A 24,846-nucleotide genomic window follows, 5' to 3' on the forward strand; every position below is an offset into this window, starting at 1 on the left:
ATGCCAAGGCCTTGCCGTCCGTGACCGTTCAACAGACGCCCGACCTCTCGATTCCCGACGATGCCACGCCGATGATGGCCCAGTATCTGGGCATCAAGCGGGATTACCCTGATTGCCTGCTGTTCTATCGCATGGGCGATTTCTACGAGCTGTTCTTCGATGATGCCGTCAAGGCCGCCGAGGCGCTGGACATCACGCTGACGCGGCGCGGCAAGCATCAGGGCGAGGACATCGCCATGTGCGGCGTGCCGATCCACGCCCATGAGGGCTATCTCGCCAAGCTGATCCGCAAGGGCTTCAAGGTCGCTGTCTGCGAACAGACCGAAGATCCCGCCGAGGCCAAGAAGCGCGGCGGCAAATCGGTGGTGGCCCGCGACGTCATCCGCGTCGTCACGCCCGGCACCATCACCGAGGATTCGCTGCTCGACGCGCGTTCCCACAATTACCTTGCCGCCCTGGCCGAGGCGCGGGGCAGCCTGGGCCTGGCTTGGCTCGACATGTCCACCGGCGATTTCCAGGTGCAGACGGTGGAACTGGCCAATCTGGGCGCGGCGCTGGCCCGCCTGTCGCCGGGCGAGTTGCTGCTGGCCGACCGCTTGTGCGGCGATCCGCGCCTGTTCGAGCTTCTGGCCGAGTGGAAATCCATCCTCTCGCCCTTGCCCGGCGCCCGTTTCGATGCGGAAAATGCCCGCCTGCGGCTGCAATCCCTTTACGGCGTCGGCGCGCTGGACGGTTTCGGCCAGTTCTCGCGGGCCGAGACGGCCGCCGCCGGGGCCCTGGTCGATTATGTGGAACTGACCCAGAAGGGCCGCCTGCCGCGCCTGGGCATTCCCCGGCGCCTGGCCGAGGGGGCGGTGATGGAGATCGACGCCGCCACGCGGCGCAATCTCGAACTGGCCGAAACCCTGACGGGCGAGCGCAAGGGCTCGCTGCTGGCCTGCATCGACCGCACGATCAGCGGCCCCGGCGCCCGTCTGCTGGCCCAGCATCTGGCAGCGCCCCTGACCGATCCGGGGGCCATCGCCCAGCGCCTGGACATGGTGCAATTCTTCGTCGAGCAGCCCCGCCTGCGCGAGGATATCCGTGCCGCCCTGAAGCTCTGCCCCGATCTGGAACGGGCCCTGTCGCGCATCACGCTGGGGCGCGGCGGGCCGCGCGACTTGGCCGCCATCCGTGACGGGCTGGGCCAGATTCCCCGCATGCGCAGCCTGCTGGCTTCCGCCTCCGCCGCCCCGCCGCAAGGACTGGCCGCCTGCGCCAAGGCCATGGGCGAGCATGACGGGCTGGTCGAGCGCCTGACCCGTGCCCTGGCGGCCGATTTGCCGGTGCTGACCCGCGACGGCGGCTTCATCGCGCCGGGCTATCATCCGGCGCTGGACGAATTGCGCGCGCTGCGCGATGAAAGCCGCCGCCTGATTGCCGCCCTGCAAAGCAATTATGCCGAGATCAGCGGCGTCGCCACGCTGAAGATCAAGCACAACAACGTGCTGGGCTATTACATCGAGGTCCCGCCCAAGCAGGCCGAGCGCATGGGCGAGCCCTTCATCCACCGCCAGACCATCGCCAGCGGCGTGCGCTACACCACCGTCGAGCTGGGCGAGCTGGAGGGCAAGCTGCGCGGCGCCGCCGACAAGGCACTGGCGCTCGAGATGGAACTCTTCGCCGATCTGGTGGGCGAGGTGACGGGCCGGGCCGAGGACATCGCCGCCGCCGCCCGCGCTTTGGCCGCCATCGACGTCGCCGCCGCCCTGGGCGAACTGGCCGAGGAATGCCGCTGGACCCGCCCGGTTGTGGACAATTCCCTGGCCTTCGACATCAAGGGCGGGCGCCATCCCGTGGTCGAGGCCGCTTTGGCGCGCTCAGGCGGCGAGACTTTCGTCGCCAATGACTGCGACCTGGGCGAGGGCCAGCGCCTGTGGCTGATCACCGGCCCCAACATGGCCGGCAAGTCCACCTTCCTGCGCCAAAATGCCCTGATCGCCGTGCTCGCCCAGATGGGCAGCTTCGTCCCCGCCGCCAGCGCCCATATCGGCGTGGTGGACCGGCTGTTCTCGCGCGTCGGCGCCGCCGACGATCTGGCGCGGGGACGTTCCACCTTCATGGTGGAAATGGTCGAGACGGCGGCCATCCTCAACCAGTCGAGCAGCCGCGCCCTGGTCATCCTCGACGAGATCGGACGCGGCACCGCCACCTATGACGGCCTGTCCATCGCTTGGGCGGTGGTCGAGCATCTGCACGAGGTCAATTCCTGCCGTGCCCTGTTCGCCACCCATTACCACGAACTGACGGCCCTGGCGCCCAAGCTGAAGCACCTCGCCAACCATTGCATGAAGGTCAAGGAATGGCAGGGCGACGTGGTCTTCCTGCACGAGGTCGGCCCCGGCGCCGCCGACCGTTCCTACGGCATCCATGTCGCCCAGCTGGCGGGCCTGCCCGCCGCCGTGATCGAACGGGCCGAGCAGGTGCTGCAAAACCTGGAATCGGGTGAACAGAACACCTCCGTCGGCAAACTGGCCGACGACCTGCCGCTTTTCGCCGCGCTGGCCAAGCCGAAATCCGGTCCGGCCAAGCCCGCCAAGCCGTCACCGGTGGAAGAGGCGCTGAAGGGACTCAATCCCGACGACCTGACCCCGCGCGAGGCGCTGGAAACGCTCTACCGGCTGCGCGGGATGATCTGAAAAAAGGGTATATCCCAGTCCGCTTGTTCATATTTCATCAAACTACAATCCCGGCCATTCCCCGCCACGGATATTCATAGGCCGCCATTTCCTACCGGAAGTGGCGGCCGTTTATCTGTAGAAATGCGGGGAAACACTACAAGATGAAGCGACTTGTGGATCTGCGGATCAGGGTGAAACTGACCCTTTCCTTCGCCGTGCTCGTGGGCCTTATCCTGTTGAGCAGCCTGCTCAGTTTTGGGAGCCTGAGCAGCATCGAGCGCAACACCCAAACCACCGAACATGCCTACGAGGTGCTGAACGCCGCCTCCGGGATCGTCGACGGCATCATCAACCAGGAAAACGCCTTGCGCGGCTATCTGATCTCGGCGGAGGAATCCTTCCTGGCCCCCTATGCCCCCGGCCAGCAGATGTTCCAGGACAGCCTTGCCCGTACCAAGGTCCTGACCGCCGGGAACGAGATCCAGCAGCAGCGCCTGGCGGAACTGGAAGCCGCCGCCGCCGAATGGCGCGAGACGGCCGAACGCATCCTGGCGGCCATGCGCGACGAAAGGCTGGAATTCGCCCGTTCCATCGAAGCCTCGGGCAAGGGCAAGGAGGCGATGGACGTGCTGCGCGCCAAGGCCGACGAGTTGATCCAGACGGAGATGTCCCTGCTGCGTCAGCGCAACGCGGAAGCCCAGGCCGCCTTTTCCTCCAGTTTCGCCATCACCTTGGGAATCGCCGCCATTTCGACCCTGGTCGCCGTCTTCGCCGGATGGGGCCTCTCCCGCAGCATCGCCACCCCCATCGCCGACATGACCTCCGTCATGCAGCGCCTTTCGGTGGGAGAGCATGACGTGACCATCCCCGGCCGCGACCGCCGCGACGAAGTGGGCGCCATGGCCCAAGCCGTGGAAATCTTCAAGGAAAATGCCCTCAAGGTCGAGCGCATGAACCAGGAGAAGATCGAGGCGGAACATCGCAGTGCCCAGGAACGCCAGGCCCTGCGCGAGCGTATGGCTGCGGATTTCGAGGCCGCCATCGGCGCCATCGTCGAAACCCTGGGCAGTGCTGCGGGCGAAATGGAGCAGGCGGCGGCGAAGCTGTCGGCCACCGCCGGCACCAGCACCCAGCAGGCCACCGCCGTCGCGGCGGCGTCGGAACAAGCGGCGGCCAATGTGCAGGTCCTGGCCTCGGCCGCCGAGGAACTGGCCACCTCGGTAGGCGAGATCGGCCGCCAGGTGGAAAGCTCCGACCTCGCGGCCCGCAACGCCGTCTCCGACGTCCAACGCGCCCAATCCATCATGCAGCGCCTGGACGAGGATGCCCGGCGCATCGGCGACGTGGTCAGCCTGATCAACGACATCGCCAGCCAGACCAACCTGCTGGCGCTGAACGCCACGATCGAGGCGGCGCGGGCGGGCGAGGCGGGCAAGGGCTTCGCCGTCGTCGCCAACGAAGTAAAATCGCTGGCCAATGCCACGGCGCGGGCCACGGGCGATATCTCGACCCAGATCGCCGCCGTCCAGCAGGCGACGCAAGAAGCCGTCGGCGCCATCGGTCAGATTTCCAACGTGATCCAGCAGGTCGCCAGCGTCTCGGCCAATATCGCAGCAGCCGTCGAGCAGCAAAATGCCTCGACCCGCGAAATCGCCAGCAGCGCCGAACAGGCTGCCCAGGGCACCCATGAGGTGACTCGCAACATCGGCGGCGTCCGCACCGCCGCCGAGGAAACCGGCGAGGCCAGCACCCGCCTTCTCGGCGCCGCCAGCGGCCTCTCCCATCAATCGAAGCGGCTCGGCCAGGAAGTCGAGCGTTTCCTGACCCAGATCCGCGCGGCGTGACGCAACAGGGGCCGGGGAAGGGGGAAGGGCTTCCTGCGAATCTTCCCCGGTCTCATCCCAAACCGCTGGCGACAAAACGGAGGCAGTTTCATATAATGCCCAGACTTTAGTCTGGGGAGCATTCATGGGCCATATCCGCAAGCAGCGCGCCATCATCGATCGCCTGGCGGTCATCCGGAAGCTGAACGAGGTGGCGGCCCAGGATGTGCCCAAGCACAAGCGGCGCGGCAGCATCCTCGACATCCTGAAAGAAGCCCATACCGGCGGTTTCGCCGAGATCCGCCGCCGCTTCGAAGACCAGCACGGCACCGGCTCGCAAAGCGTGCGCGAGCATTGCTTCCTGATCGACCAACTGGTGCGCATCATCCACGACTTCGCGGTCGAACACGAATTCCACCAGGGGGTCAAGACCACAGGCGAGTTCCTGTCGATCGTCGCCGTCGGCGGCTACGGACGCGCCGAGATGGCGCCGTTCTCCGACATCGACCTTCTGTTCCTGCTGCCCTACAAGCGCACGCCCTATTCGGAACAGATCGTCGAATACATGCTCTACATGATGTGGGACATGGGGCTGAAGGTGGGGCATTCGACGCGCTCGGTGGACGAATGCATCCGGCAAGCCCGCAGCGACCTGACCATCCGCACCGCCTTGCTGGAATCCCGCTATCTATGGGGCGACAAGGCACTCTATACCGAATTGCGCCGCCGCTTCCGGGACGAGGTGATCGCCGGCAGCGGCGTCGATTTCGTCGAGGCCAAGCTGGCCGAGCGCGACGCCCGGCATGAGAAGCTGACCGATTCCCGCTATGTGCTGGAACCCAACATCAAGGAAGGCAAGGGCGGCCTGCGCGACCTGCACACCTTGTACTGGATGGCGAAATATCTCTACCAGGTCGACAAGGTGGGCGACCTGGTAGAGCAGGGGATCATCAGCCAGGACGCCGCCCAGCGCTTCGCCAAGGCCCAGGACTGGCTGTGGACGGTGCGGTGCCACCTGCATTACCTGGCGGGCCGCGCGGAAGACCGCCTGACCTTCGACGTCCAGCCCGAGATCGGGCGGCGCATGAACTATACCGACCATGCCGGCACGCGCGGCGTCGAACGCTTCATGAAGCATTACTTCCTGATCGCCAAGGATGTGGGCGACCTGACCCGCATCTTCTGCGCGGTGCTGGAGGAACAGCAGAAGCGCAAGCCCAAGCTCAGCCTCGCGGCCCTGAAATTCCTGCGCCGCAGCCAGATCGACGGTTTCCGCATCGACGGCAACCGCCTGAACGTGACCGAGGATACCCAGTTCAAGAAGGACCCGGTGGCCCTGATCCGGCTGTTCCATACCGCCCTGGAACACGACCTGGACATTCACCCCCACGCTTTGTCGCTGGTCACCCAGACCCTGAAGCAGATCAACAACCGCCTGCGCCAGAACGAGGAAGCCAACCGCCTGTTCATGGAGATGCTGACCTCGCGCAAGGATCCGGAAGTGGCCTTGCGCCACATGAACGAGGCGGGCGTGCTGGGCCGCTTCATCCCCGATTTCGGCCGTGTCGTGGCGCAGATGCAATACGACATGTACCATGTCTATACGGTGGACGAGCACACCATCCGCGCCATCGGCATCCTGCACAAGATCGAGGAAGGGCTGTTGCGCTCCGAGGCCCCGGCGGCGTCGGACGTGGTGGGCAAGGTGCTGTCGCGCCGGGTGCTCTATCTGTCGGTGCTGCTGCACGACATCGCCAAGGGGCGGGGCGGCGACCATTCCGAACTGGGCGCCGAGGTGGCGCTGAAGCTGGGGCCGCGCCTGGGCCTGACCGACGAGGAGACGGAAACCGTCTCCTGGCTGGTGCTCCATCACCTGCTGATGTCCAACACCGCCTTCAAGCGCGACATCGACGATCCCAAGACCATCGCCGATTTCGTCAAGGTGGTGCAGTCGCCCGAACGCCTGCGCCTGCTGCTGGTCCTGACGGTAGCCGATATCCGCGCCGTCGGCCCCAATGTGTGGAACGGATGGAAGGCGGGCCTGCTGCGCGAGCTCTACTACCGCGCCGAGGACATGATGTCGGGCGGCATGGCCACCGACCGGCGCGAGGCCCGGGTCGAGAAGGCCCAGAACCTGCTGCGCCAGCGCCTGGAGGCGCTGAAATGGGACGCGAAGGAGATCGAGGAACATCTGTCCCGGGGCTATCCCAGCTATTGGATGAGCTTCGACCCGGACTCGCTGGAACGCCATGCCCGGATGATCAACGAGGCGGAGCGCCATCGCGCGCCGCTGACCATCGACACCCGGGTCGATTCGGGCCTCTGCGTCACCGAGCTGACGATCTATACCGGCGACCATCCCGGCCTGTTCTCGCAGATCGCCGGTGCCATGGCCATCAGCGGCGCCACCATCGTCGATGCCAAGGTCGTGACCATGACCAATGGCATGGCGCTCGACACCTTCCTGATCCAGGATGCCGAGGGCGGTGCCTTCGACAGCCCGTCGCGCCTGGCCAAGCTGTCCACCACCATCGAACGGGCCCTGTCCGGGCGGCTGCGTCCGGCCAAGGAACTGGAGGGGCGCAAGTCCAGCCTGCCCGCCCGCGCCCATGTCTTCAAGGTCAGCCCCCGCGTGCTGATCGACAACAAGGCCAGCACCACCCATACGGTCATCGAGCTCAACGGCCGCGACCGGCCCGGCCTGCTGCACGACGTCACCGCCGCCATGACCCGGCTGGGCCTGCAGATCGGCTCGGCCCATATCTCGACCTATGGCGAGCGCGTGGTCGACGTCTTCTATGTGAAGGACATCTTCGGCATGAAGATCGAGCACGAGAACAAGCTGCGCCAGGTCCGCGAGGGTCTGCTCGCGGCGCTGGCCGATCCCGCCGACAAACGCCAGCGCGGCAGCGGAGCGGCGGCAGCAGCGCAATGAGGGCTTGCGGGGCTTTTGGCCCGCCCACCTTTCGAGACGCCGCTTCGCGGCTCCTCAAGATGAGGCTAATCTTCCAAAGATTTCGCCCTCATCCTGAGGAGGCCCGAAGGGCCGTCTCGAAGGATGACCCGCGCCCAGGCATTCCCGCTTCTTCCTTCCAAGGCCGAGCATATCTGACCCATGGCTCTTTTCCGTTCTATCGCCACCGTCGGCGGCTTCACGATCCTGAGCCGCATCACCGGCCTGGCGCGCGAGATGATGATCGCGGCCTTCCTGGGAGCCGGGGCGGTCGCCGATGCCTTCTTCGTCGCCTTCCGCTTTCCCAACCTGTTCCGCAGCCTGTTCGCCGAAGGCGCCTTCAATGCCGCCTTCGTGCCGCTTTTCGCGGGCAAGCACGAGGCCGAGGGCGAGGCCTCGGCCAAGCGCTTCGCCGAGGATTGCTTCGCCGTGCTGGCCCTGGCGCTGTCCTTCTTCGTCGCCGTGATGATGATCATCATGCCCTGGGCCATGTATGTGCTGGCCCCAGGCTTCGACCAGGTGCCGGGCAAGATGGAGCTGGCGACCGAGCTGTCGCGCATCACCTTTCCCTATCTGCTGTTCATCTCGCTGGTGTCGCTGCAAAGCGGAGTGCTGAATTCGCTGGGCCATTTCGCCGCCCCGGCGGCGACCCCGGTGCTGCTGAACCTGACCTCCATGGCCGGGCTGTGGCTGCTGGTGCCCTATACACCGACCGCAGGCCATGCCATGGCCTGGGGCACCTTCGCCGCCGGGGTGGTGCAGTTCCTGTGGCTGGTCCATTCGGTGCGCCGCGCGGGATTCCCCTTGAAGCTGCGCTGGCCGCGCCTGTCGCCCGAGGTCAAGACGCTGCTGAAACGCATCGTGCCCGGCGCGGTGGGGGCGGGGGTCTATCAGGTCAATCTCCTGATCAATACCGTCATCGCCTCGCTGGTCGCCAACGGGGCGGTCTCCTATCTCAATTACGCCGACCGGGTGAACCAACTGCCGCTGGGCGTGGTCGGCATCGCCATCGGCACCGTGCTGCTGCCGCTGCTGTCGCGCCAGATCCGGGCGGGCGACCTGACGGCGGCGCGGGAAAGCCAGAACCGCTGCATGGAATTCGCCCTGCTGCTGACGCTGCCTTCCGCCGCCGCCCTGGTCGCCATCGCCGAGCCGGTGATCCGCGTGCTGTTCGAGCGCGGCGCCTTCGGCCCCGAGGACACGATAGCCACAGCGGCGGCGCTGCAGGCCTTCGCCCTGGGCCTGCCCGCCTATGTCCTGGTCAAGGTGCTGGCACCGGCCTTCTTCGCCCGCGAGGACACCAAGACGCCCGTCAAGGTGGCCGGGCTAGCGATGGTGGTGAACGTGGTGCTGAACCTGATCCTGATGGGGCCGCTGGCGCATGTCGGCATGGCGCTGTCCACCGCCATCGCCGCCTGGGTCAACGTGGCGGTGCTGGCCTGGCTGCTGCGGCGACAGGATTTCTTCCGCCTGGATTCCCGGCTGAAGGGGCGCATCCCGCGCATCCTGCTCGCCACGCTGGTGATGGGCGGGGTCCTGGCGGTGGCTTGGCATGTCCTGGCGCCCAACCTGGAAGGACAGGCCCAGCTGATTCCTGCCGTCGCCCTGCTGATCGGCCTGGGCATCGCCGTCTATGCCTTGGCCGTCATCCTGACCGGCGCCGCCCGCCTGTCCGAGGTCAAGGCGATGCTGCGCCGACGGGCGAAATCTTGACCGCATCCGAGAACGGTGGGATACGTCCCTTTCTAGATTCATGCCATGTAAAGAGGCTTTCATGAACCGCATCTTCTCAGGCGTCCAGCCCTCCGGAAACCTGCATCTGGGCAACTATCTGGGGGCGATTCGCAACTGGGTGCGGTTGCAGGGCGACTATCAATGCATCTTCTGCATGGTGGACATGCACGCCATCACCGTCTGGCAGGACCCGGCCGAACTGCGCCAGAAGACCCGCGAAGTCGCCGCGGGCATGCTGGCCGCCGGGGTGGACCCGGTGAAGAACATCCTCTTCAACCAAAGCCAGGTCAGCGCCCATGCCGAACTGGCCTGGGTGTTCAATTGCGTCGCCCGCATCGGCTGGCTGAACCGCATGACCCAGTTCAAGGAAAAGGCCGGTAAGAACCGCGAGAACGCCTCGGTCGGCCTCTATGCCTATCCCAACCTGATGGCCGCTGACATCCTGGCCTACAAGGCGACCCATGTGCCGGTGGGCGAGGACCAGAAGCAGCATCTGGAACTGGCCCGCGACATCGCCCAGAAGTTCAACAACGACTATGGCGTCGACTTCTTCCCCCAGCCCGAGCCGATGATCTTCGGCGCGGCCACCCGCGTCATGTCCCTGCGCGACGGCACCAAGAAGATGAGCAAGTCCGACGAGTCGGAATATTCGCGCATCAACATGACCGATGACGCCGACGCCATCGCGCTGAAATTCCGCAAGGCCAAGACCGATCCCGAGCCGCTGCCCGAATCCGTCGAAGGCCTGGAGGGCCGTCCCGAGGCGGCCAATCTGGTCGGCATCTACGCCGCCCTGTCCGACAAGGGCAAGGCCGACGTGCTGGCCGAGTTCGGCGGCAGGACCTTCTCGGAATTCAAGCAGGCCCTGACCGATCTTGCCGTCTCCGTGATGGGGCCGATCAATCAGGAAATGAAGCGCCTGCTGGCCGACCCGGCCCATGTGGACGCGATCCTGCGCGAGGGCGGCCGACGCGCCGATGAAATCGCCGCGCCCATCATGCAGGAGATCAAGGAGATCGTCGGCTTCCTGCGGCCCTGAGCCCTCCCGGCCGCTGACGAGGCCGGTCCCCTCCGCACCAGATCGTCACCCCCGCGAAAGCGGGGTGGACATCTTGGGGCTTGGAAAGATCCGGACCACTAGATACAGGGCATTGTGCCTCCAGAGATTCCCGCTTTCGCGGGGATGACGAGAAGGAAAGGGTCTGCCGGGGCTCTGCGCCGCCCTAAGCCGCCTTTCCTCCTCCGGCGAAAGCCCTCTTGCCTCAGACGGACAGGCGGGCCACAACTACTGCCCCAGCTCTGCTGATCCGCATTCGTGAAGAGGGGCCGGTGCAGATATATCTTCCCATCGCCGAAATGTCGGTGAATGTCTTCCTCATCCTCGGCATGGGGGGCGCCATCGGATTCATGTCGGGGCTGTTCGGGGTCGGCGGCGGCTTCCTGATGACGCCCCTGCTGATCTTCATCGGCATTCCGCCCGCCGTGGCGGTGGGGACGGGCGCCAACCAGATCGTCGCCTCCTCTGTCTCGGGCGTGATGGCGCATTGGCGGCGCGGCAATGTCGACCTCAAGATGGGCCTGCTGCTGGTGGTCGGCGGCCTTGTCGGCTCGACGCTGGGGGTCTTCCTGTTCCGGCTGCTGGCCGGTCTGGGCCAGATCGACCTGGCGATCCGGCTGTCCTATGTGATCTTCCTCGGCATCATCGGCGGGCTGATGCTGATCGAAAGCGTCCAGCGCCTGCGCAAGGACCGCAAGCTCGGTGCCGGGGGGGCCCGGCGGAAACTGCACCAGCATACCTGGATCCACGGCCTGCCGCTGAAGATGCGCTTCCGCCGCTCGAAGCTCTATATCAGCGCCATCCTGCCTTTCTGCATCGGCCTGCTGGTGGGCATCCTGACCGCCATCATGGGGGTCGGCGGCGGCTTCGTGATGGTGCCGGCAATGATCTATCTGCTGGGCATGCCGACTTCGGTAGTGGTCGGGACCTCGCTGTTCCAGATCATCTTCGTCACCGCCAACACCACCTTCCTGCAGGCCACCGTCAACCAGACCGTCGACGTGGTGCTGGCGCTGCTTCTGCTGATCGGCGGGGTGGTCGGCGCCCAGTTCGGCGCCCGCGCCGGAATGCGGCTGCGCGGCGAGCAGTTGCGCATCCTGCTGGCCTTGATCGTCCTTGGCGTTTGCATCAATCTGTTCTTCGAGTTGATCCTGACGCCCGACGACCTCTTCTCCTTGGGAATGGGATGATGAGGAGACAGGGAATGTTCGACGCGCTGCACAGGCTTCTGTCCCGCATCCTTCTCCTGGTTGGGCTCGGTCTGGTGATGTCGGGACCGGCGCAGACGCAGGAACCCCTGGTGGCCGACCTGTCGCGCCATCTGGTGCCCATCACCACCGGCTTCGCGGGCACCGAGGTCCTGCTTTTCGGCGCGGTGGACGAGCCGGGCGACATCGTCATGGTGGTGCGCGGCCCCACCCACGAACCGGTGGTCCGCCGCCTGGCGCGAATCAGCGGCATCTGGGTGACCCGCAGCCAGATCAGGGTGGGCAACGTGCCGTCCTTCTACCGCGTCGCCTCGACCGCGCCGCTGGAGACGGTGGCTTCGCCCTCGGTGCTGCAGCGCCACCAGATCGGGCTGGCCAATCTCGATTTCACCATCGAGCGCACCGACAGCGGCGCGGAACCGCAGGAATATCACGACGCGCTGATCCGCCTGAAACAGAAGGAAGGATTGTTCAACGCCGAGGTGCAGCCGATCGATGTGCTGGGCAACCGGCTGTTCCGCAGCACCGTCTATTTCCCGGCCAACGTGCCGGTGGGAACCTATAGCGTCGAGGTCTATCTGCTGCGCGACGGCCAGGTGGTCAGCGCCCAGACCACGCCGCTGATCATCAGCAAGATCGGCCTGGGCGCCGATGTGTACGACTTCGCACATCAGCAATCGGCGGCTTACGGCCTGATCGCCATCCTGCTGGCCGTGGCCTCCGGCTGGCTGGCGGCGGTGGCTTTCAAGAAAGGCTAAGACATCATGACCGAGCCCAGACCTCCGAGCGGGCGCACCTTCCTGGTGGTGGTGGACGAGACCGAGGAAATGCAGGCCGCCCTGCGCTATGCCTGCCTGCGCGCCCGCAATACGGGCGGCCGCGTGGCCCTGCTGCGGGTGATCGAACCGGCCGAGTTCCAGCATTTCGCCATGATCGGCGAATTGATGAGCGAGGAAGCCCGCGAAGAGGCCGAGCAATTGCTCCAGCGCCTGGCCGCCGAGGTCAACGATGTCTCGGGGCAATTGCCCATCCTCTATGTGCGCGAGGGCCTGACCCGCGACGAATTGCTCACCCTGATCGAGGAGGAGCCCAGCATCTCGATCCTGGTGCTGGGTGCGGGCACCGGACCGGATGGGCCCGGTCCCCTGGTTTCGGCCCTGACCGGCAAATATGTCAATAAGTTGCGTATTCCCATCACCATCGTTCCCGGTACGTTAAGCGACGACGACATTGGCGAACTGGGATGACCAAGACAGCCGGTGCGGGCAAAAATACTTGACTAATGCGCTTGGTTGCCCCATTTAAACCCTTGGAATTGCACTGCGGAAGGTCCGCAGACCCGAGGGAGTCGACCAATGTTCATCCAGACCGAAGCCACGCCCAATCCGAGCACCTTGAAGTTCCTTCCTGGTCGCGAAGTGATGACGCAAGGCACCGCCGATTTCGCTGATGCCGAAGCGGCCGTGCGCTCGCCTCTGGCCAAGCGCCTGTTCCAGGTGGATGGCGTCGAAGGCGTGTTCCTGGGCGGCGACTTCATCACTATCGCCAAGAACGACGCGCAGGACTGGCAGATCCTGAAGCCGCAGATCCTGTCGGCCATCATGGACCATTACAGCTCCGGCCAGCCCGTCATCGAAGGCGAATCCACCAGCGGCCATTCCGCCGGCGACGACAGCGAACTCGTCGTCCAAATCAAGGAATTGCTCGATACCCGCGTGCGTCCCGCCGTTGCCCAGGATGGCGGCGACATCCTGTTCCGCGGCTTCGAGGACGGCGTGGTCTACCTGCATATGCAGGGTGCCTGCTCGGGCTGCCCCAGCTCGACCGCGACGCTGAAGCACGGCATCGAGAACATGCTGAAATACTACGTTCCGGAAGTGGTGGCGGTGCAGGCGGTGGACTAAATCCGCCGTTCGGGACCACCTTGCTTTAGGTGCTATGACGGGGGCCATCGGCCCCCGTTTTCTTTTTGTCCGCAAAGCTTCTAAATCCGCAGGAATCCTGCACAAATCCAGCCGCGCCACCAAAAAGTCACATATACGGAATCGCCAAGATTCTTCACATTTTTCCGTGACAAACTATCTATTTGAATGAGTGACTAACACTTTCGATCATCTGTTTCGCTTGTCGGGGATGTGTCATCTCGTTATGGTCTGGCGTTTTGATTGAGCTGCCTGCTAGGTGCTTTACACCAGTGGATAGGGCAACTGAAGGAACCGTAACGATGAACGAAGGAACTTCCCCTCAGGGGTGGTTCGAGCGGCTCTCGCTCGGTGTCCTCGGCCTCTGTGTCGTGGGCTCGATGAGTCTGGGAGTGTCCGGCATCTCGCCGAAGATCACGCTCCCCCAAAGGGCGGACGCGCCGGTCATGGTCGAGGCCGACATGCCCGAAGCCGCATCCCTTTCGGCGCAGGCCGAAGCCCATGTGCTGTATCTGCCCGAGGCCGACCGGCGCCATGCCGAGCGCCTGCACGAAGCCTTCGAGACCATGGGCTACCGCCTTGACGCCGTGAGCGAGGGCAGTGCCGAGGTGCCGCGCGTCTTCCTGTCCGCGGTCCCGCACGACCTCAACGGATTGAACGATATCCAGATGCGCAAGGAAGTCTTCCTGCGCATCCTGCTGCCCCTCGTCCTGGCGGTGAACGAAGAGATCGCCGCCGACCGGGAACGGCTTCTCGACCTCCAGGCCCGGCGCAACGAAGGCCTGCCCCTGACTGCCAGCGAGCGCGCATGGCTGGCCTCCATCGCCGAACGCTATGGCGTGCAGAACGCCTCGATCCCGGTCCTGCTGCGCCGCGTCGATGAGATTCCGCCGTCGCTGGCCCTGGCCCAGGCGGTCGAGGAAAGCGGCTGGGGCACCTCGCGCTTCGCCCGCGAGGGCAACGCGCTGTTCGGCCAGGTCACCTGGAAAGAGGAAAACGGGCTGGAGCCCTTGGGCGGCGGCGTCCGCATCCGCGCCTTCGACGATCTGATGACCGCCGTGCGCGGCTATGCCCACAACCTGAACACCCATCGCGCCTATAACGACTTCCGCCGCATGCGCGCCGCCATGCGCAGCAAGGACCAGCCGCTCGACGGATATGCCCTGGCGGGCACGCTGCTGGCTTATTCCGAGCGCGGCGAGGACTATATAACCAATCTGAGGTCCATCATGCGCAGCAACGACCTGCGCGCCTACGAGATGGCCTCGCTTGGCTCCACCCTGGTCGCGGGCGACATGGTCGCCGGAATGTAATCATCATGCCCCAGCTGGACGAAGCCGGCCGGAACATCCTCTTCCGCGAGGCGCGTAGCCATGTCCCCTTCGCCGACACGCCTGTCACCGACGCGGTGCTGAAGGCGGTCTGGGACCTGGCCCGGCTGGGGCCGACCAGCGCCAATTGCCAACCCTTGCGCATCGTCTTCGTCCGCTCGCCGGAAGCCAAGGAGAAGCTGCGCCCGGCGCTGTCGGCGGGCAATGTCGACAAGACCATGGCCGCGCCGGTCACCGCCATCTTCGCCCAGGACCTGGAATTCTACGAGAACCTGCCGCGCCTGTTCCCGCAGGCCGATGCCCGGTCCTGGTTCGTCGGCAACGAGGCGGTGATCCGCGCCACCGCCTTTCGCAATTCCACCCTGCAAGCCGCCTATTTCATGCTCGCCGCCCGCGCCCTCGGCCTGGCCTGCGGTCCCATGAGCGGCTTCGACAACGACAAGGTCGATGCGACTTTCTTTCCCGAAGGCCGCATCGTGTCGAATTTCATCTGCACTCTCGGCTATCCCGCCGGCCCCACCTCCCATCCGCGCAATCCGCGCCTGGACTTCGACGAAGCCTGCCGGGTGGAGTAGGGCGGACTTGCTTCCTTCCCCCGGCTACTCCGCCGGTGCCGGGCGCGCCTGGGAGGGCTTGTCGGGGAACAGCTTCATGATGATCCACAGCAGCGGCAGCCCGGCCAGGGCGATGATTGCGGTCATCATGAAGAACAGCGACCAATTGCCGTCCAGGCTGTCCACCATGTAGCCCGCCGAGGCCGAGAACCAGATGCGCGCCAGATTGCCCAGCGAGGCCAGCAGGGCGTATTGGGTGGCGGTATAGGCGACGTTGCACAGGCTGGACAGATAGGCCACGAAGGCCACGGTCACCAAGCCGCCGGTGAAGTTGTCCGAGACCACCGCCAGGGTGAAGACCGTCATGTCCTTGCCGGCCACCGCCAGCCAGGAATAGGTCAGGTTGGTCACGGCGGCGGCGAAACCGGCGGCGAAGAGGGACCGCATCAACCCCAGCCGCGCCACCAGCAGCCCGCCCAGCACGACCCCGGCGGCATTGGCCGCCATGCCGTAGACCTTGGAGACATCGGCGATCTCGGTCAGGCCGAAGCCCATCTCGCGGTAGAACACGCCGGACATGCGACCCAGCAGGGCGTCGCCCAGCTTGAAGATGAAGATGAACAGCAGGATCAGCACCCAGCCGCGCCGCTTCATGAAGTCGAGGAAGGGCGCCACGGCGGCGCCGTAGACCCAGGCGGCGGCCTCGGCCAGGCCGCCTTTCAGGAAGGGCAGGCGGCGGATGGCCTGGACCGCCTCGCGCTCTGCGGCCACGGTCTCGGCGGAGGGCCGGGCCTGCGGCTCGCGGCTCATCAGCACGGCGACCATGCCGATCAGCACGGCGAAGGCCAGGATCAGATAGGCGACATTCCAGCCATAGGCTTGGGCGAGATACAGCCCGCCCGCACCGCCGACCAGCGTGCCGCCCAGATGCCAGCCCCAGATCGCCGCCGCCGAACCCGCGCCATAGCTTTGCGGGTCCAGCACGTCGATGCGGTAGGCGTCAATGACGATATCCTGGGTCGCCGAGGCGGTGGAGACGAACAAAGCGGCCATGGCGACGACGAAGAGGTCGGTTGCCGGATCGGTCCGGCTCATCACCAGCACCGCCCCCAGCAGCACCGCCTGGGTCAGCAGGATCCAGCCCCGCCGCCGCCCGAAGCGCTTGGTCAGCCAGGGCAGCTTCATGCGGTCGATCAGCGGCGCCCACAGGAAGTTGATGGCATAGGGCGTCGCCACCAGGGCGAACAGGCCGATATCGGTGCGGCTGACGCCGACATCGCGCAGCCAGATCGACAGATTACCGAAGATCAGCGGCGCCGGCAGCCCGCTGGAGAAGCCGAGGACCAGCACCGCCAGGATGCGCCGGTCCAGATAGACGGCCAGGGTATCGCGCCAGGACTGCATGGCAGGGCTCATAATAAAAAGAGGGGGCCATACTGACCCCCTCTCCGTCAATATCCCGTTAAGGCGGATTCTTCCCACCCGTCACCCCCGCGAAAGCGGGGGTCCATCTTGCGGCTTGATGGATTCCCGCTTTCGCGGGAATGACGAAGAGACAGGAGCCTCCTCAGCTCGCCTTGGCGGCGCGGGAAGCCTTCTTGCGCTCGTTCGGGTCGAGGATCTGCTTGCGCAGGCGGATGGACTTGGGCGTCACTTCCACCAGCTCGTCATCCTCGATATAGGCGATGGCCTGTTCCAGGCTCATGCGGCGCGGCGGGGTCAGCTTGACCGCCTCGTCCTTGCCCGAGGCGCGGACGTTGGTCAGCTGCTTGCCCTTCAGCACGTTGACTTCCAGGTCGTTGCCGCGCGAATGCTCGCCGATGATCATGCCCTCATAGACCTTGGTCTGCGGGTGGATGAACATCGGGCCGCGATCTTCCAGGTTCCACAGGGCGTAGGCCACGGCCTCGCCGGTGCCGTTCGAGATCAGCACGCCGTTGCGGCGGCCCTCGATCGGGCCCTTGTAGGGGGCGTAGTCGTGGAACATGCGGTTCATCAGGCCGGTGCCGCGGGTGTCGGTCAGGAACTCGCCGTGATAGCCGATCAGGCCACGCGAGGGGGCCAGGAAGGTCAGGCGCACCTTGCCGCCGCCCGAGGGACGCATGCCGGTCAGTTCAGCCTTGCGCAGGGTCATCTTCTCGACCACCACGCCGGAATATTCCTCGTCCACGTCGACGAAGACTTCCTCGATCGGCTCCAGGCGTTGGCCGTTCTCGTCGGTCTTGAACAGCACGCGCGGACGCGAGATCGACAGCTCGAAGCCCTCGCGGCGCATCGTCTCGATCAGCACGCCCAGCTGCAATTCGCCACGGCCCGACACTTCGAAGGCGTCATTGCCCTCGGTCATGCGGACGCGGATGGCGACATTGCTTTCGGTTTCGCGCATCAGGCGGGCCTGGATCACGCGCGAGGTGACCTTGTCGCCCTCGGTGCCGGCCAGCGGGCTGTCGTTGACCGAGAAGGTCATGGCCAGCGTCGGCGGGTCGATCGGCTGGGCCTTCAGCGGCTCGGTCACTTCCAGGGCGCAGAGGGTATCGGCCACGGTCGGCTTGGTCATGCCCGAGATGGCGACGATGTCCCCGGCCTCGGCCTCTTCCAGGGCCACGCGCTCGACGCCGCGGAAGGCCAGGATCTTCTGGGCGCGGAACTGCTCGATCAGCTCGCCTTCGCGCGACAGGGCCTTGATCGCCTGGTTGACCTTGATCTTGCCGGTATGGATGCGGCCGGTCAGGATGCGGCCCAGATAGGGGTCGGCTTCCAGCGTGGTGGCCAGCATCGAGAAGGGGGCCTCGACGTCGCGCTTCGGCGGCGGCACATGGCGCATGATCAGCTCGAACAGCGCCGTCAGGTCCTTGCGCGGGCCTTCCAGGCTGTCATCGGCCCAGCCGTCGCGGCCGACGGCGAACATGGTGGGGAAGTCGAGCTGCTCGTCATTGGCGTCCAAGGCGGCGAACAGATCGAAGACCTCGTCATGAACCTCATGGGGACGGGCGTCGCCACGGTCCACCTTGTTGATCACGACGATGGGGCGCAGGCCCAGCGCCAGCGCCTTGCCGGTGACGAACTTGGTCTGCGGCATCGGCCCTTCGGCCGCGTCCACCAGCACCACCACGCCATCGACCATCGACAGGATGCGTTCCACTTCGCCGCCGAAATCGGCGTGGCCGGGGGTGTCGACGATGTTGATGCGGGTTCCCTTCCAGTCCACCGAGGTGCACTTGGCCAGGATGGTGATGCCGCGCTCGCGCTCCAGGTCATTGGAGTCCATGACGCGCTCGGCGACCTGCTGGTTTTCGCGGAAGGTGCCGCTCTGGCGCAGCATGGCGTCGACAAGGGTGGTCTTGCCGTGGTCGACGTGCGCGATGATTGCGATGTTACGAAGGTCCATGGTGTCTCTGTATGAATTCGAAAGGGAGGATTGGAACGTCCGTCGGCTTACACTTTGGCCGAGATCAACTCGATCAGGTCCGTCTCGGGACGGGCCCCGAAATGGCTGATGATCTCGGCGGCGGCGATGCCGCCCAGGCGTCCACATTCGGGCAAAGCCCGGCCATGGGTGTAGCCGTAGAGGAAACCGGCGGCATAAAGGTCGCCGGCTCCGGTCGTATCGATGATCGCCGGCACATGCTCGGCGCTCACCACATGCACGTCGTCCCCGGCGATGATCACGCTGCCCTTTTCCCCGCGCGTCACGGCGGTGACCTGGGCATGGCCGCGCACCAGGCGCAAAGCCGCGTCGAAATCGTCGGTACGATACAGGGCCTTCAGCTCGGCCTCGTTGGCAAAGAGAATGTCCACATGCTCGTTCACCAACTCAAGGAAAGAGTCGCGGTGGCGGTCCACGCAAAAGGGGTCGGACAGCGACAGCGACACCATGCGTCCGGCGTCATGCGACACCCGGGCGGCCTTGAGGAACGCCTCCTTGGCCTGCGGCGGGTCCCACAGATAGCCTTCCAGATAGGTAACGCTCGAGGCCGCCACCAGTTCCTCGTCGATATCTTCCGGCCCCAATTCCACACAGGCACCCAGGAAAGTCTGCATGGTGCGCTGGGCGTCGGGGGTGACGAGGATGAGGCAACGGGCGGTCGGCGCGCCGTCCCCGCCGGGAGAAGTCTCGAAGGTCACGCCGGCGGCGCGGATGTCGTGGCGGAAGACCTCGCCCAACTGGTCGTCGGCGACCTTGCCGATATAGGCGGCCTTGCCGCCCAGCGAGGCGATACCGGCGATGGTGTTGGCGGCGGAGCCGCCCGAACATTCGATCGCGGGCCCCATGCGGGAGTAGATCTTCTGTGCCTGTTCGCTGTCGACCAGCGTCATGATGCCCTTGTCCAGGCCAAGCTCGGCCAGCAGCGCATCATCGGCATGAGACAACACGTCGACGATGGCATTACCAATGCCTGTGACGTGGAACCGCGTCTCGGTCATTGCATATTCTCCCGGGGATGAGGCCTTGCGCGCTTTCGCGGCGCAGTATAACGGTGGAGTTCTCACAAACAACGCAAATCAGGCGGTTCTTCTACTTCCTGAACCTTTCGCGTCCGCCCGTCCCTTGAAAATCGCCTTTCGGCGTGCCGCAGGAGGATCATGTTCACCGCGCTTTTCCGTGGGTTCGCCCAGCTTTCCGACCCGCGCTGCCGCCGCATCATCTGGATCGGCATCGCCGTCGCGCTTCTGGTCCAGGTCTTGTTGACGGCGGGCCTTTACTGGCTGCTTTCCTCGACGGCCTTTTTCCAGATCGGCTGGCTCGACCTGACGACCGACATCCTGGGCGTGCTGGCGGTCTTCGTCCTCAGCCTGTTCCTGTTTCCCTCCGTCGTCACGGCGGTGGCCGGGCTGCTGCTCGACGATGTGGCGCGCGCCGCCGAGAACCGCCATTACCCGGACCTGCCCCCGGTCCGCGACCAATCCCTGGCCGAAGGGATCGGCGCAGGCCTGCGGCTGGCCGCCCTGGGCATCGCCTTGAACCTGCTGGTCCTGCCGCTTTACTTCATTCCCGTCGTCAATGTCATGGTCCTGTACGGACTGAACGGCTATCTTCTGGGACGGGAATATTTCGAGGTCGTGGCCCTGCGGCGCCTCGATCCCGGCCAGGCCCGCAGCCTGCGGCTGGCTCATCGGGGATATCTTTGGATATGCGGGGCCATCATTACGTTTCTACTGACCCTGCCATTGGTCAACCTGGTGGCGCCGGTCGTTGCAACTGCCTTCATGCTCCATATTTTCGAGGCGTTGCGGCGACGGGAGAGGCTTGTATAATCCCCTCCTTCATCTTTACCCATTCCCGCGTTTCGATCGGAGCGCTGGCATAGAACAAGGGATCGTCACCATATGTTTCGGCGCAAGAAACCCGGACAGGATCAGGCTAATCCAGACGCTCCCCAGCCCGATCTGGAAGCCGAAGTCAACGAATTGAGCACCAGCCAGCCGAAATCCGTAGCAAGGACAGTACCTCCCATGCCCACCAAGCCTTCCGTTCCGCCCCTGCGTCCGGACATTCCGCGCCGCGGCACCGACATGATCCCGGGAGCCGGCCCGCGCCGTAGCGAACCCAGCAGCGCGAGCGAAGGCAAGAAGCTGATCGTCGGACGAGACATCTCGCTCAACGGCAATATCTCGGCCTGTGAAAAGCTGGTGGTCGAAGGTTCGGTCGAAGCCGATCTGAGCGATGCCGTCGCCATCGAGGTTTCGGAAACCGGCACCTATCGCGGCACGGTCGATGTGGAAGAAGCCGACATCGCCGGCGTCTTCGAGGGCAATCTCACCGTCCACAAGGTGCTGACCGTGCGTCCGACCGGCCGCCTCCAGGGCACGATCCGCTATGCCCGCCTGATCGTCGAAGCCGGTGGCGAGATCAACGGCACCGTCGAGACCTTGGCCCAGCAGGCCAAGGGCGCCCGCACGCTCGGCGGCGGCAGCGACCAATCCTGAACCGGGACAAGGCGCAGGCCATGCACGCCCGATGGATCGCCCCATGGGCCCTGTGCCTGGCCCTGGGGCTTGCCGCCTGCGCCGCTCCCGAAATCCAGACGGGGGAAGAGGGAGAAGACGCCGCGCCGGTGACAAGCCTCCCCTCCGCCCCGGCGCGGGAAGGCACGCAGCCCCAGCAATCCGCCGTCCCCGCCCAGCCGGCCGGCGCCCTGCACCGCCTGCTGGCGGAACAGCCCGGCCGCCTGCAAGGCCTGTCCGCGGCCGAGATCGTGAGCGTGCTCGGCGAGCCGCAATTGCTCCGCCGCGATGCGCCCGCCCAGATCTGGCAGTATCACGGCGAGACCTGCATCCTCGACCTGTTCTTCTATGAAGATGACGGCGAAATCCAGGTCGCCCATGCCGCCGTCCGCCACCCGACCCATACCCCGCCGCCCCTGGGCCAATGCCTGCGGACCCTGCTGAACCAGCAGGCCGCGCGGTAGCTTGAGGCCCGCCCGCCCTTCGAGACGCCGCTTCGCGGCTCCTCAGGACGAGGCTAATTTCTTATTTCCTCTCAATAAGACAAACCTCATGCTGAGGAGCCGCGAAGCGGCGTCTCGAAGCATGAACGAGCGTTCAACCTCTTTTTAAAAGCGCTCCTGTTTTCACCGTCATTCCCGCGAAAGTGGGAATCCATGCTGCCGCAGCATCAGTATTGAGCGGTTCGCATCTTCAGAAGCCCACACATGGACCCCCGCTTGCGCGGGGGTGACGATCCACCAACTTATTCCTCGGCCAGCCAGAGCGGATTCTTCAGCTTGGCGATGAAGGCCGCATGGGCTTCCAGTTCCTCGGCCGTCGCGGCATGGGGACGCGGCGGGCGGGCTTCGCGCTTGACGGTGACGGAAGCGGCGGTCCGGCTGCGGCTGGTGGCCAATTCCAGCCCCGGCTGGCGGCCGCCGATCAGCTCCAGATAGACTTCGGCCAGAAGCTCGGAATCGAGCAGGGCGCCGTGATAGGTGCGCTGGGAATTGTCGATCTCGAAGCGGCGGCACAGGGCGTCCAGGCTGGCCTGGGCGCCGGGATATTTACGCCGTGCCATGGTCACGGTATCGATGGCGCGGTCCATCGGGATCGGCGGACGGTTCAGCCAGCCCAGTTCGGCATTGATGAAGCGCATGTCGAACTCGGCATTATGGATGACCAGCTTGGCATCGCCGAGGAAGTCCAGGAACTCGTCCACCACCTCGGCGAAGACCGGATGCTTGGACAGAAACTCGATGGACAGGCCGTGGACCTTGAAGGCCTCTTCCGGCATGTCGCGTTCGGGATTGCAGTATTTATGGAAGACCCTGCCGGTGGGCAGATGGTTGATCAGCTCCACGCAGCCGATTTCGACGATGCGATGACCCGCCTTGGGGTCGAAGCCGGTGGTTTCCGTATCGAGGACGATCTCGCGCATGCACTACCGTTTCTGGAGGAAGCGGGGCGGCCAGGCGCGCCCCTTGGTCTTTGACATAATCTGGACGATGCGGCGCAGCTGGCGCAAGCTCTGGGCATAGCCCAGGCCGGTATTCACCACGAAATCGGCGCGGCGGCGCTTTTCGCCATCCGGCATCTGCTTGGCACGGATGCTGTCCAGCTTTTCCAGCGTCATGCCCGGGCGGCGCATCACCCGCTGGGTTTGCAGGAAGCGCGGCGCGGTGACGACGATGACGGCATCGCAGCGTTTCTCGCCGCCGGTCTCGAACAGCAGCGGCACGTCCAGCACCACCATCGGCACGCCCCGGCGGGCGCAGCGGGCAAGAAAGCGTCGTTCAGCCTCGCGCACCATGGGATGAAGGATTTTCTCCAAGCGGCGCAAGGCGGGCGGGTCGCCGAAGACGCGCCTGCCCAATTCCTGCCGGTCCACCGCGCCCTCGCGCACCACGCCGGGGAAGGCGGTATCGATGGCGGGCACCGCCGCGCCGCCCTTGCCCAGTAGGCGATGGACCGTGGCGTCGGCGTCATGGACGGGCAGGCCCAGCGACCGCAATTGCCGGGCCGCCGTGGACTTGCCCATACCGATCGAGCCGGTAAGGCCGAGGATGATCATCGGCTTGAGACCCAGAACGGCGGATTTTCTGGGCTCCGCCCAGACCCGCAAAGGGGCTCAGCCCCTTTGATCCCATTCATTTTGTTCATCTTTTCCCTGAAGTCCAGGAACGGGTTCCAAGGGCCAAGGCCCTTGGCGGGTGCAGGGCGGAGCCCTGCGAATCAGCCCGAAACCGTCTCCAAAACGAAATCCCGCACTTCCGGGGTGACCTCCGGCAAGACACCGAACCAGGCCTCGAAGCCGGGCCGGGCTTGATGCAGCAGCATGCCCAGGCCGTCCACCACCGGATTGCCCCGCGCCCGGGCGCGGGCCAGCAGATCGGTTTCCAGCGGCACATAGACGATATCGTTGACCAGGGCCGAACCGGGCAGGGCGGAGAGGTCGATCTCCAGCGGCGGCTGGCCGCTCATCCCCAGGCTGGTGGTGTTGACCAGCAGGGCCGCGCCGTCCAGCGCGTCCGCGCGCCTGTCCCAATCCACCACCGTCACGCCGCCGCCGAGTTCGGCCGCCAAGGTTTCGGCACGGGCGCGCGAACGGTTGGTCAGGCGGATCTCGGGACAGCCCGCATCCTGCAAGGCGACGCAAACGGCGCGGGCGGCGCCGCCCGCGCCGAGCACCACCGCCGGGCCCGATGCGGGCCGCCAGACGGTTCCGGCCTGCCGCAGATTTTCCAGAAAGCCGAAGCCGTCGGTGTTGCGGCCTTCCAGGCGTCCGTCGGGCAGGGTGACGATGGTGTTGACCGCGCCGATCCGCTTCGCCAGCGGGTGCAGTACATCGACCGCCGCCATCGCCGCCTCCTTATGCGGCACGGTCACATTGGTCCCGGCGAATCCCATGCGCGGCAGGGCGCGCAGCACCGTCTCGAAATCCTCGGGCGCGACGGCCAGCGGCACATAGGCGCCGTCGATGCCGAAATGCTGCAGCCAGTAATTATGCAGCCGGGGGGACCGGGAATGGCCGATCGGCCAGCCCATGACACCGGCCAGCCTGGCCTTGGCGGTGATGATCATGTCCGCAGAATTCCCTGAAGCCTGAGCATGTCCAGGACCTGCAACAGAGGCAGGCCGAGGATGGTGAAGTGATCGCCGTCGATGCGCGAGAAAAGCTGCGCGCCCAGCCCTTCGACCTGATAGGCGCCCACCGACCACAAGGCGGCCTCGCCGACCCGATCGAGATACCAGTCGATGAACTCGTCCGTCATGGGGCGCATGGTCAGCTTGGCGCGTCCGACATGATGCCAGATGCGCTGGCCGCCGCGCCAGGCGACGGCGACGCTGACCAGTTCATGGGACTTGCCGCGCAGGGCGCGCAGATGGGCGCGGGCATGGTCGATATCGGCGGGCTTGTCGAACCATACGCCGTTGAGGTCGAGAATCTGGTCGGCGGCCAGCACCAGCGGATCCGGGCCGAGGCGCATGGCGATGCGCTGGGCCTTGAGATCGGCCAGGGCCTCCGCCGCCTCGGCGGCGCTGGCGCCCTCGCCGCGCAGGGCATCCTTGACCATGGCCTCGTCCACATTCGGCGCCAAGGGTTCGGCATCGATGCCGGCAGCTTTGAGCATGTCCAGCCTTGTACGGCTGCTGGAGGCGAGAACGATCATGG

General features: G+C 65.5%; 21 protein-coding genes. 14 read left to right on the plus strand and 7 right to left on the minus strand.

What is annotated here, in order from left to right:
• Positions 1-71 precede the first annotated feature (71 nt).
• The 11 genes from mutS to EPD66_RS14185 all read left to right on the plus strand — a co-directional run bounded on the left by mutS (position 72) and on the right by EPD66_RS14185 (position 15,263).
• Positions 72-2,678, plus strand: coding sequence for a DNA mismatch repair protein MutS (gene mutS, locus EPD66_RS14135; protein ID WP_142849238.1), 2,607 nt, complete (start codon positions 72-74; stop codon positions 2,676-2,678).
• A gap of 143 nt (positions 2,679-2,821) precedes the next feature.
• Complete coding sequence (locus EPD66_RS14140; RefSeq protein WP_142849159.1) at positions 2,822-4,504, plus strand: methyl-accepting chemotaxis protein; 1,683 nt, start codon at positions 2,822-2,824, stop codon at positions 4,502-4,504.
• A gap of 124 nt (positions 4,505-4,628) precedes the next feature.
• A complete protein-coding gene (locus EPD66_RS14145; protein ID WP_142849160.1) occupies positions 4,629-7,418 on the plus strand; it encodes a [protein-PII] uridylyltransferase in 2,790 nt (929 codons plus the stop codon).
• 180 nt (positions 7,419-7,598) lie between these two features.
• A complete protein-coding gene (gene murJ / locus EPD66_RS14150) occupies positions 7,599-9,149 on the plus strand; it encodes a murein biosynthesis integral membrane protein MurJ (protein WP_142849161.1) in 1,551 nt (516 codons plus the stop codon).
• 61 nt (positions 9,150-9,210) lie between these two features.
• A complete protein-coding gene (gene trpS, locus EPD66_RS14155; RefSeq protein ID WP_142849162.1) occupies positions 9,211-10,209 on the plus strand; it encodes a tryptophan--tRNA ligase in 999 nt (332 codons plus the stop codon).
• A 290-nt stretch (positions 10,210-10,499) separates the two neighbouring features.
• Complete coding sequence (locus EPD66_RS14160; RefSeq protein WP_142849163.1) at positions 10,500-11,417, plus strand: sulfite exporter TauE/SafE family protein; 918 nt, start codon at positions 10,500-10,502, stop codon at positions 11,415-11,417.
• Between the two features lie 14 nt (positions 11,418-11,431).
• Complete coding sequence (locus EPD66_RS14165; protein ID WP_255448499.1) at positions 11,432-12,193, plus strand: TIGR02186 family protein; 762 nt, start codon at positions 11,432-11,434, stop codon at positions 12,191-12,193.
• A gap of 6 nt (positions 12,194-12,199) precedes the next feature.
• Entirely contained in the window at positions 12,200-12,682 is a 483-nt protein-coding gene (locus EPD66_RS14170; RefSeq protein ID WP_142849164.1) for a universal stress protein, read from the plus strand.
• Positions 12,683-12,790: 108 nt separating this feature from the next.
• Entirely contained in the window at positions 12,791-13,339 is a 549-nt protein-coding gene (locus EPD66_RS14175; protein WP_142849165.1) for a NifU family protein, read from the plus strand.
• Positions 13,340-13,659: 320 nt separating this feature from the next.
• A complete protein-coding gene (locus EPD66_RS14180; RefSeq protein WP_142849166.1) occupies positions 13,660-14,670 on the plus strand; it encodes a glucosaminidase domain-containing protein in 1,011 nt (336 codons plus the stop codon).
• 5 nt (positions 14,671-14,675) lie between these two features.
• Positions 14,676-15,263: a malonic semialdehyde reductase gene (locus EPD66_RS14185; protein ID WP_142849167.1), complete on the plus strand. Its 588-nt coding sequence runs from the start codon at positions 14,676-14,678 to the stop codon at positions 15,261-15,263.
• A gap of 24 nt (positions 15,264-15,287) precedes the next feature.
• Here EPD66_RS14185 and EPD66_RS14190 read toward each other — a convergent pair whose 3' ends face one another.
• The 3 genes from EPD66_RS14190 to EPD66_RS14200 all read right to left on the minus strand — a co-directional run bounded on the left by EPD66_RS14190 (position 15,288) and on the right by EPD66_RS14200 (position 19,667).
• On the minus strand, positions 15,288-16,646 hold the full coding sequence (locus EPD66_RS14190) for an MFS transporter (protein ID WP_142849168.1): 1,359 nt from the start codon (positions 16,644-16,646) through the stop codon (positions 15,288-15,290).
• A gap of 163 nt (positions 16,647-16,809) precedes the next feature.
• Positions 16,810-18,630 carry a translational GTPase TypA gene (typA, locus tag EPD66_RS14195; RefSeq protein WP_142849169.1) on the minus strand — a complete coding sequence of 607 codons (1,821 nt, stop codon included), beginning with the start codon at positions 18,628-18,630 and terminating at the stop codon, positions 16,810-16,812.
• 47 nt (positions 18,631-18,677) lie between these two features.
• Complete coding sequence (locus EPD66_RS14200) at positions 18,678-19,667, minus strand: adenosine kinase (protein WP_142849170.1); 990 nt, start codon at positions 19,665-19,667, stop codon at positions 18,678-18,680.
• Between the two features lie 159 nt (positions 19,668-19,826).
• Between EPD66_RS14200 and EPD66_RS14205 the strand changes: the two genes are divergently transcribed.
• The 3 genes from EPD66_RS14205 (at position 19,827) to EPD66_RS14215 (ending at position 21,652) form a co-directional block, all read left to right on the plus strand.
• Positions 19,827-20,498 carry an EI24 domain-containing protein gene (locus EPD66_RS14205; RefSeq protein ID WP_142849171.1) on the plus strand — a complete coding sequence of 224 codons (672 nt, stop codon included), beginning with the start codon at positions 19,827-19,829 and terminating at the stop codon, positions 20,496-20,498.
• A gap of 198 nt (positions 20,499-20,696) precedes the next feature.
• Positions 20,697-21,170 carry a polymer-forming cytoskeletal protein gene (locus EPD66_RS14210; protein WP_185961418.1) on the plus strand — a complete coding sequence of 158 codons (474 nt, stop codon included), beginning with the start codon at positions 20,697-20,699 and terminating at the stop codon, positions 21,168-21,170.
• Between the two features lie 20 nt (positions 21,171-21,190).
• Positions 21,191-21,652 (plus strand): hypothetical protein, encoded by a 462-nt coding sequence (locus tag EPD66_RS14215; protein ID WP_142849173.1) that lies wholly within the window; start codon positions 21,191-21,193, stop codon positions 21,650-21,652.
• A gap of 281 nt (positions 21,653-21,933) precedes the next feature.
• On the opposite strand, the gene dnaQ is transcribed toward EPD66_RS14215, so the two are convergent.
• From dnaQ to EPD66_RS14235, 4 genes are all read right to left on the minus strand, one after another.
• On the minus strand, positions 21,934-22,611 hold the full coding sequence (dnaQ, locus tag EPD66_RS14220) for a DNA polymerase III subunit epsilon (protein ID WP_142849174.1): 678 nt from the start codon (positions 22,609-22,611) through the stop codon (positions 21,934-21,936).
• Between the two features lie 3 nt (positions 22,612-22,614).
• On the minus strand, positions 22,615-23,244 hold the full coding sequence (gene coaE, locus EPD66_RS14225; RefSeq protein ID WP_142849175.1) for a dephospho-CoA kinase: 630 nt from the start codon (positions 23,242-23,244) through the stop codon (positions 22,615-22,617).
• Between the two features lie 161 nt (positions 23,245-23,405).
• On the minus strand, positions 23,406-24,254 hold the full coding sequence (locus tag EPD66_RS14230) for a shikimate dehydrogenase (RefSeq protein ID WP_142849176.1): 849 nt from the start codon (positions 24,252-24,254) through the stop codon (positions 23,406-23,408).
• Positions 24,251-24,844 (minus strand): nucleoside triphosphate pyrophosphatase, encoded by a 594-nt coding sequence (locus EPD66_RS14235; protein WP_142849177.1) that lies wholly within the window; start codon positions 24,842-24,844, stop codon positions 24,251-24,253. The genes EPD66_RS14230 and EPD66_RS14235 overlap by 4 nt, the downstream gene beginning before the upstream one ends.
• Positions 24,845-24,846 lie beyond the last annotated feature (2 nt).

Source organism: Telmatospirillum sp. J64-1, from assembly GCF_006980715.1.
GTDB lineage: Bacteria > Pseudomonadota > Alphaproteobacteria > Rhodospirillales > Magnetospirillaceae > Oleiliquidispirillum > Oleiliquidispirillum nitrogeniifigens.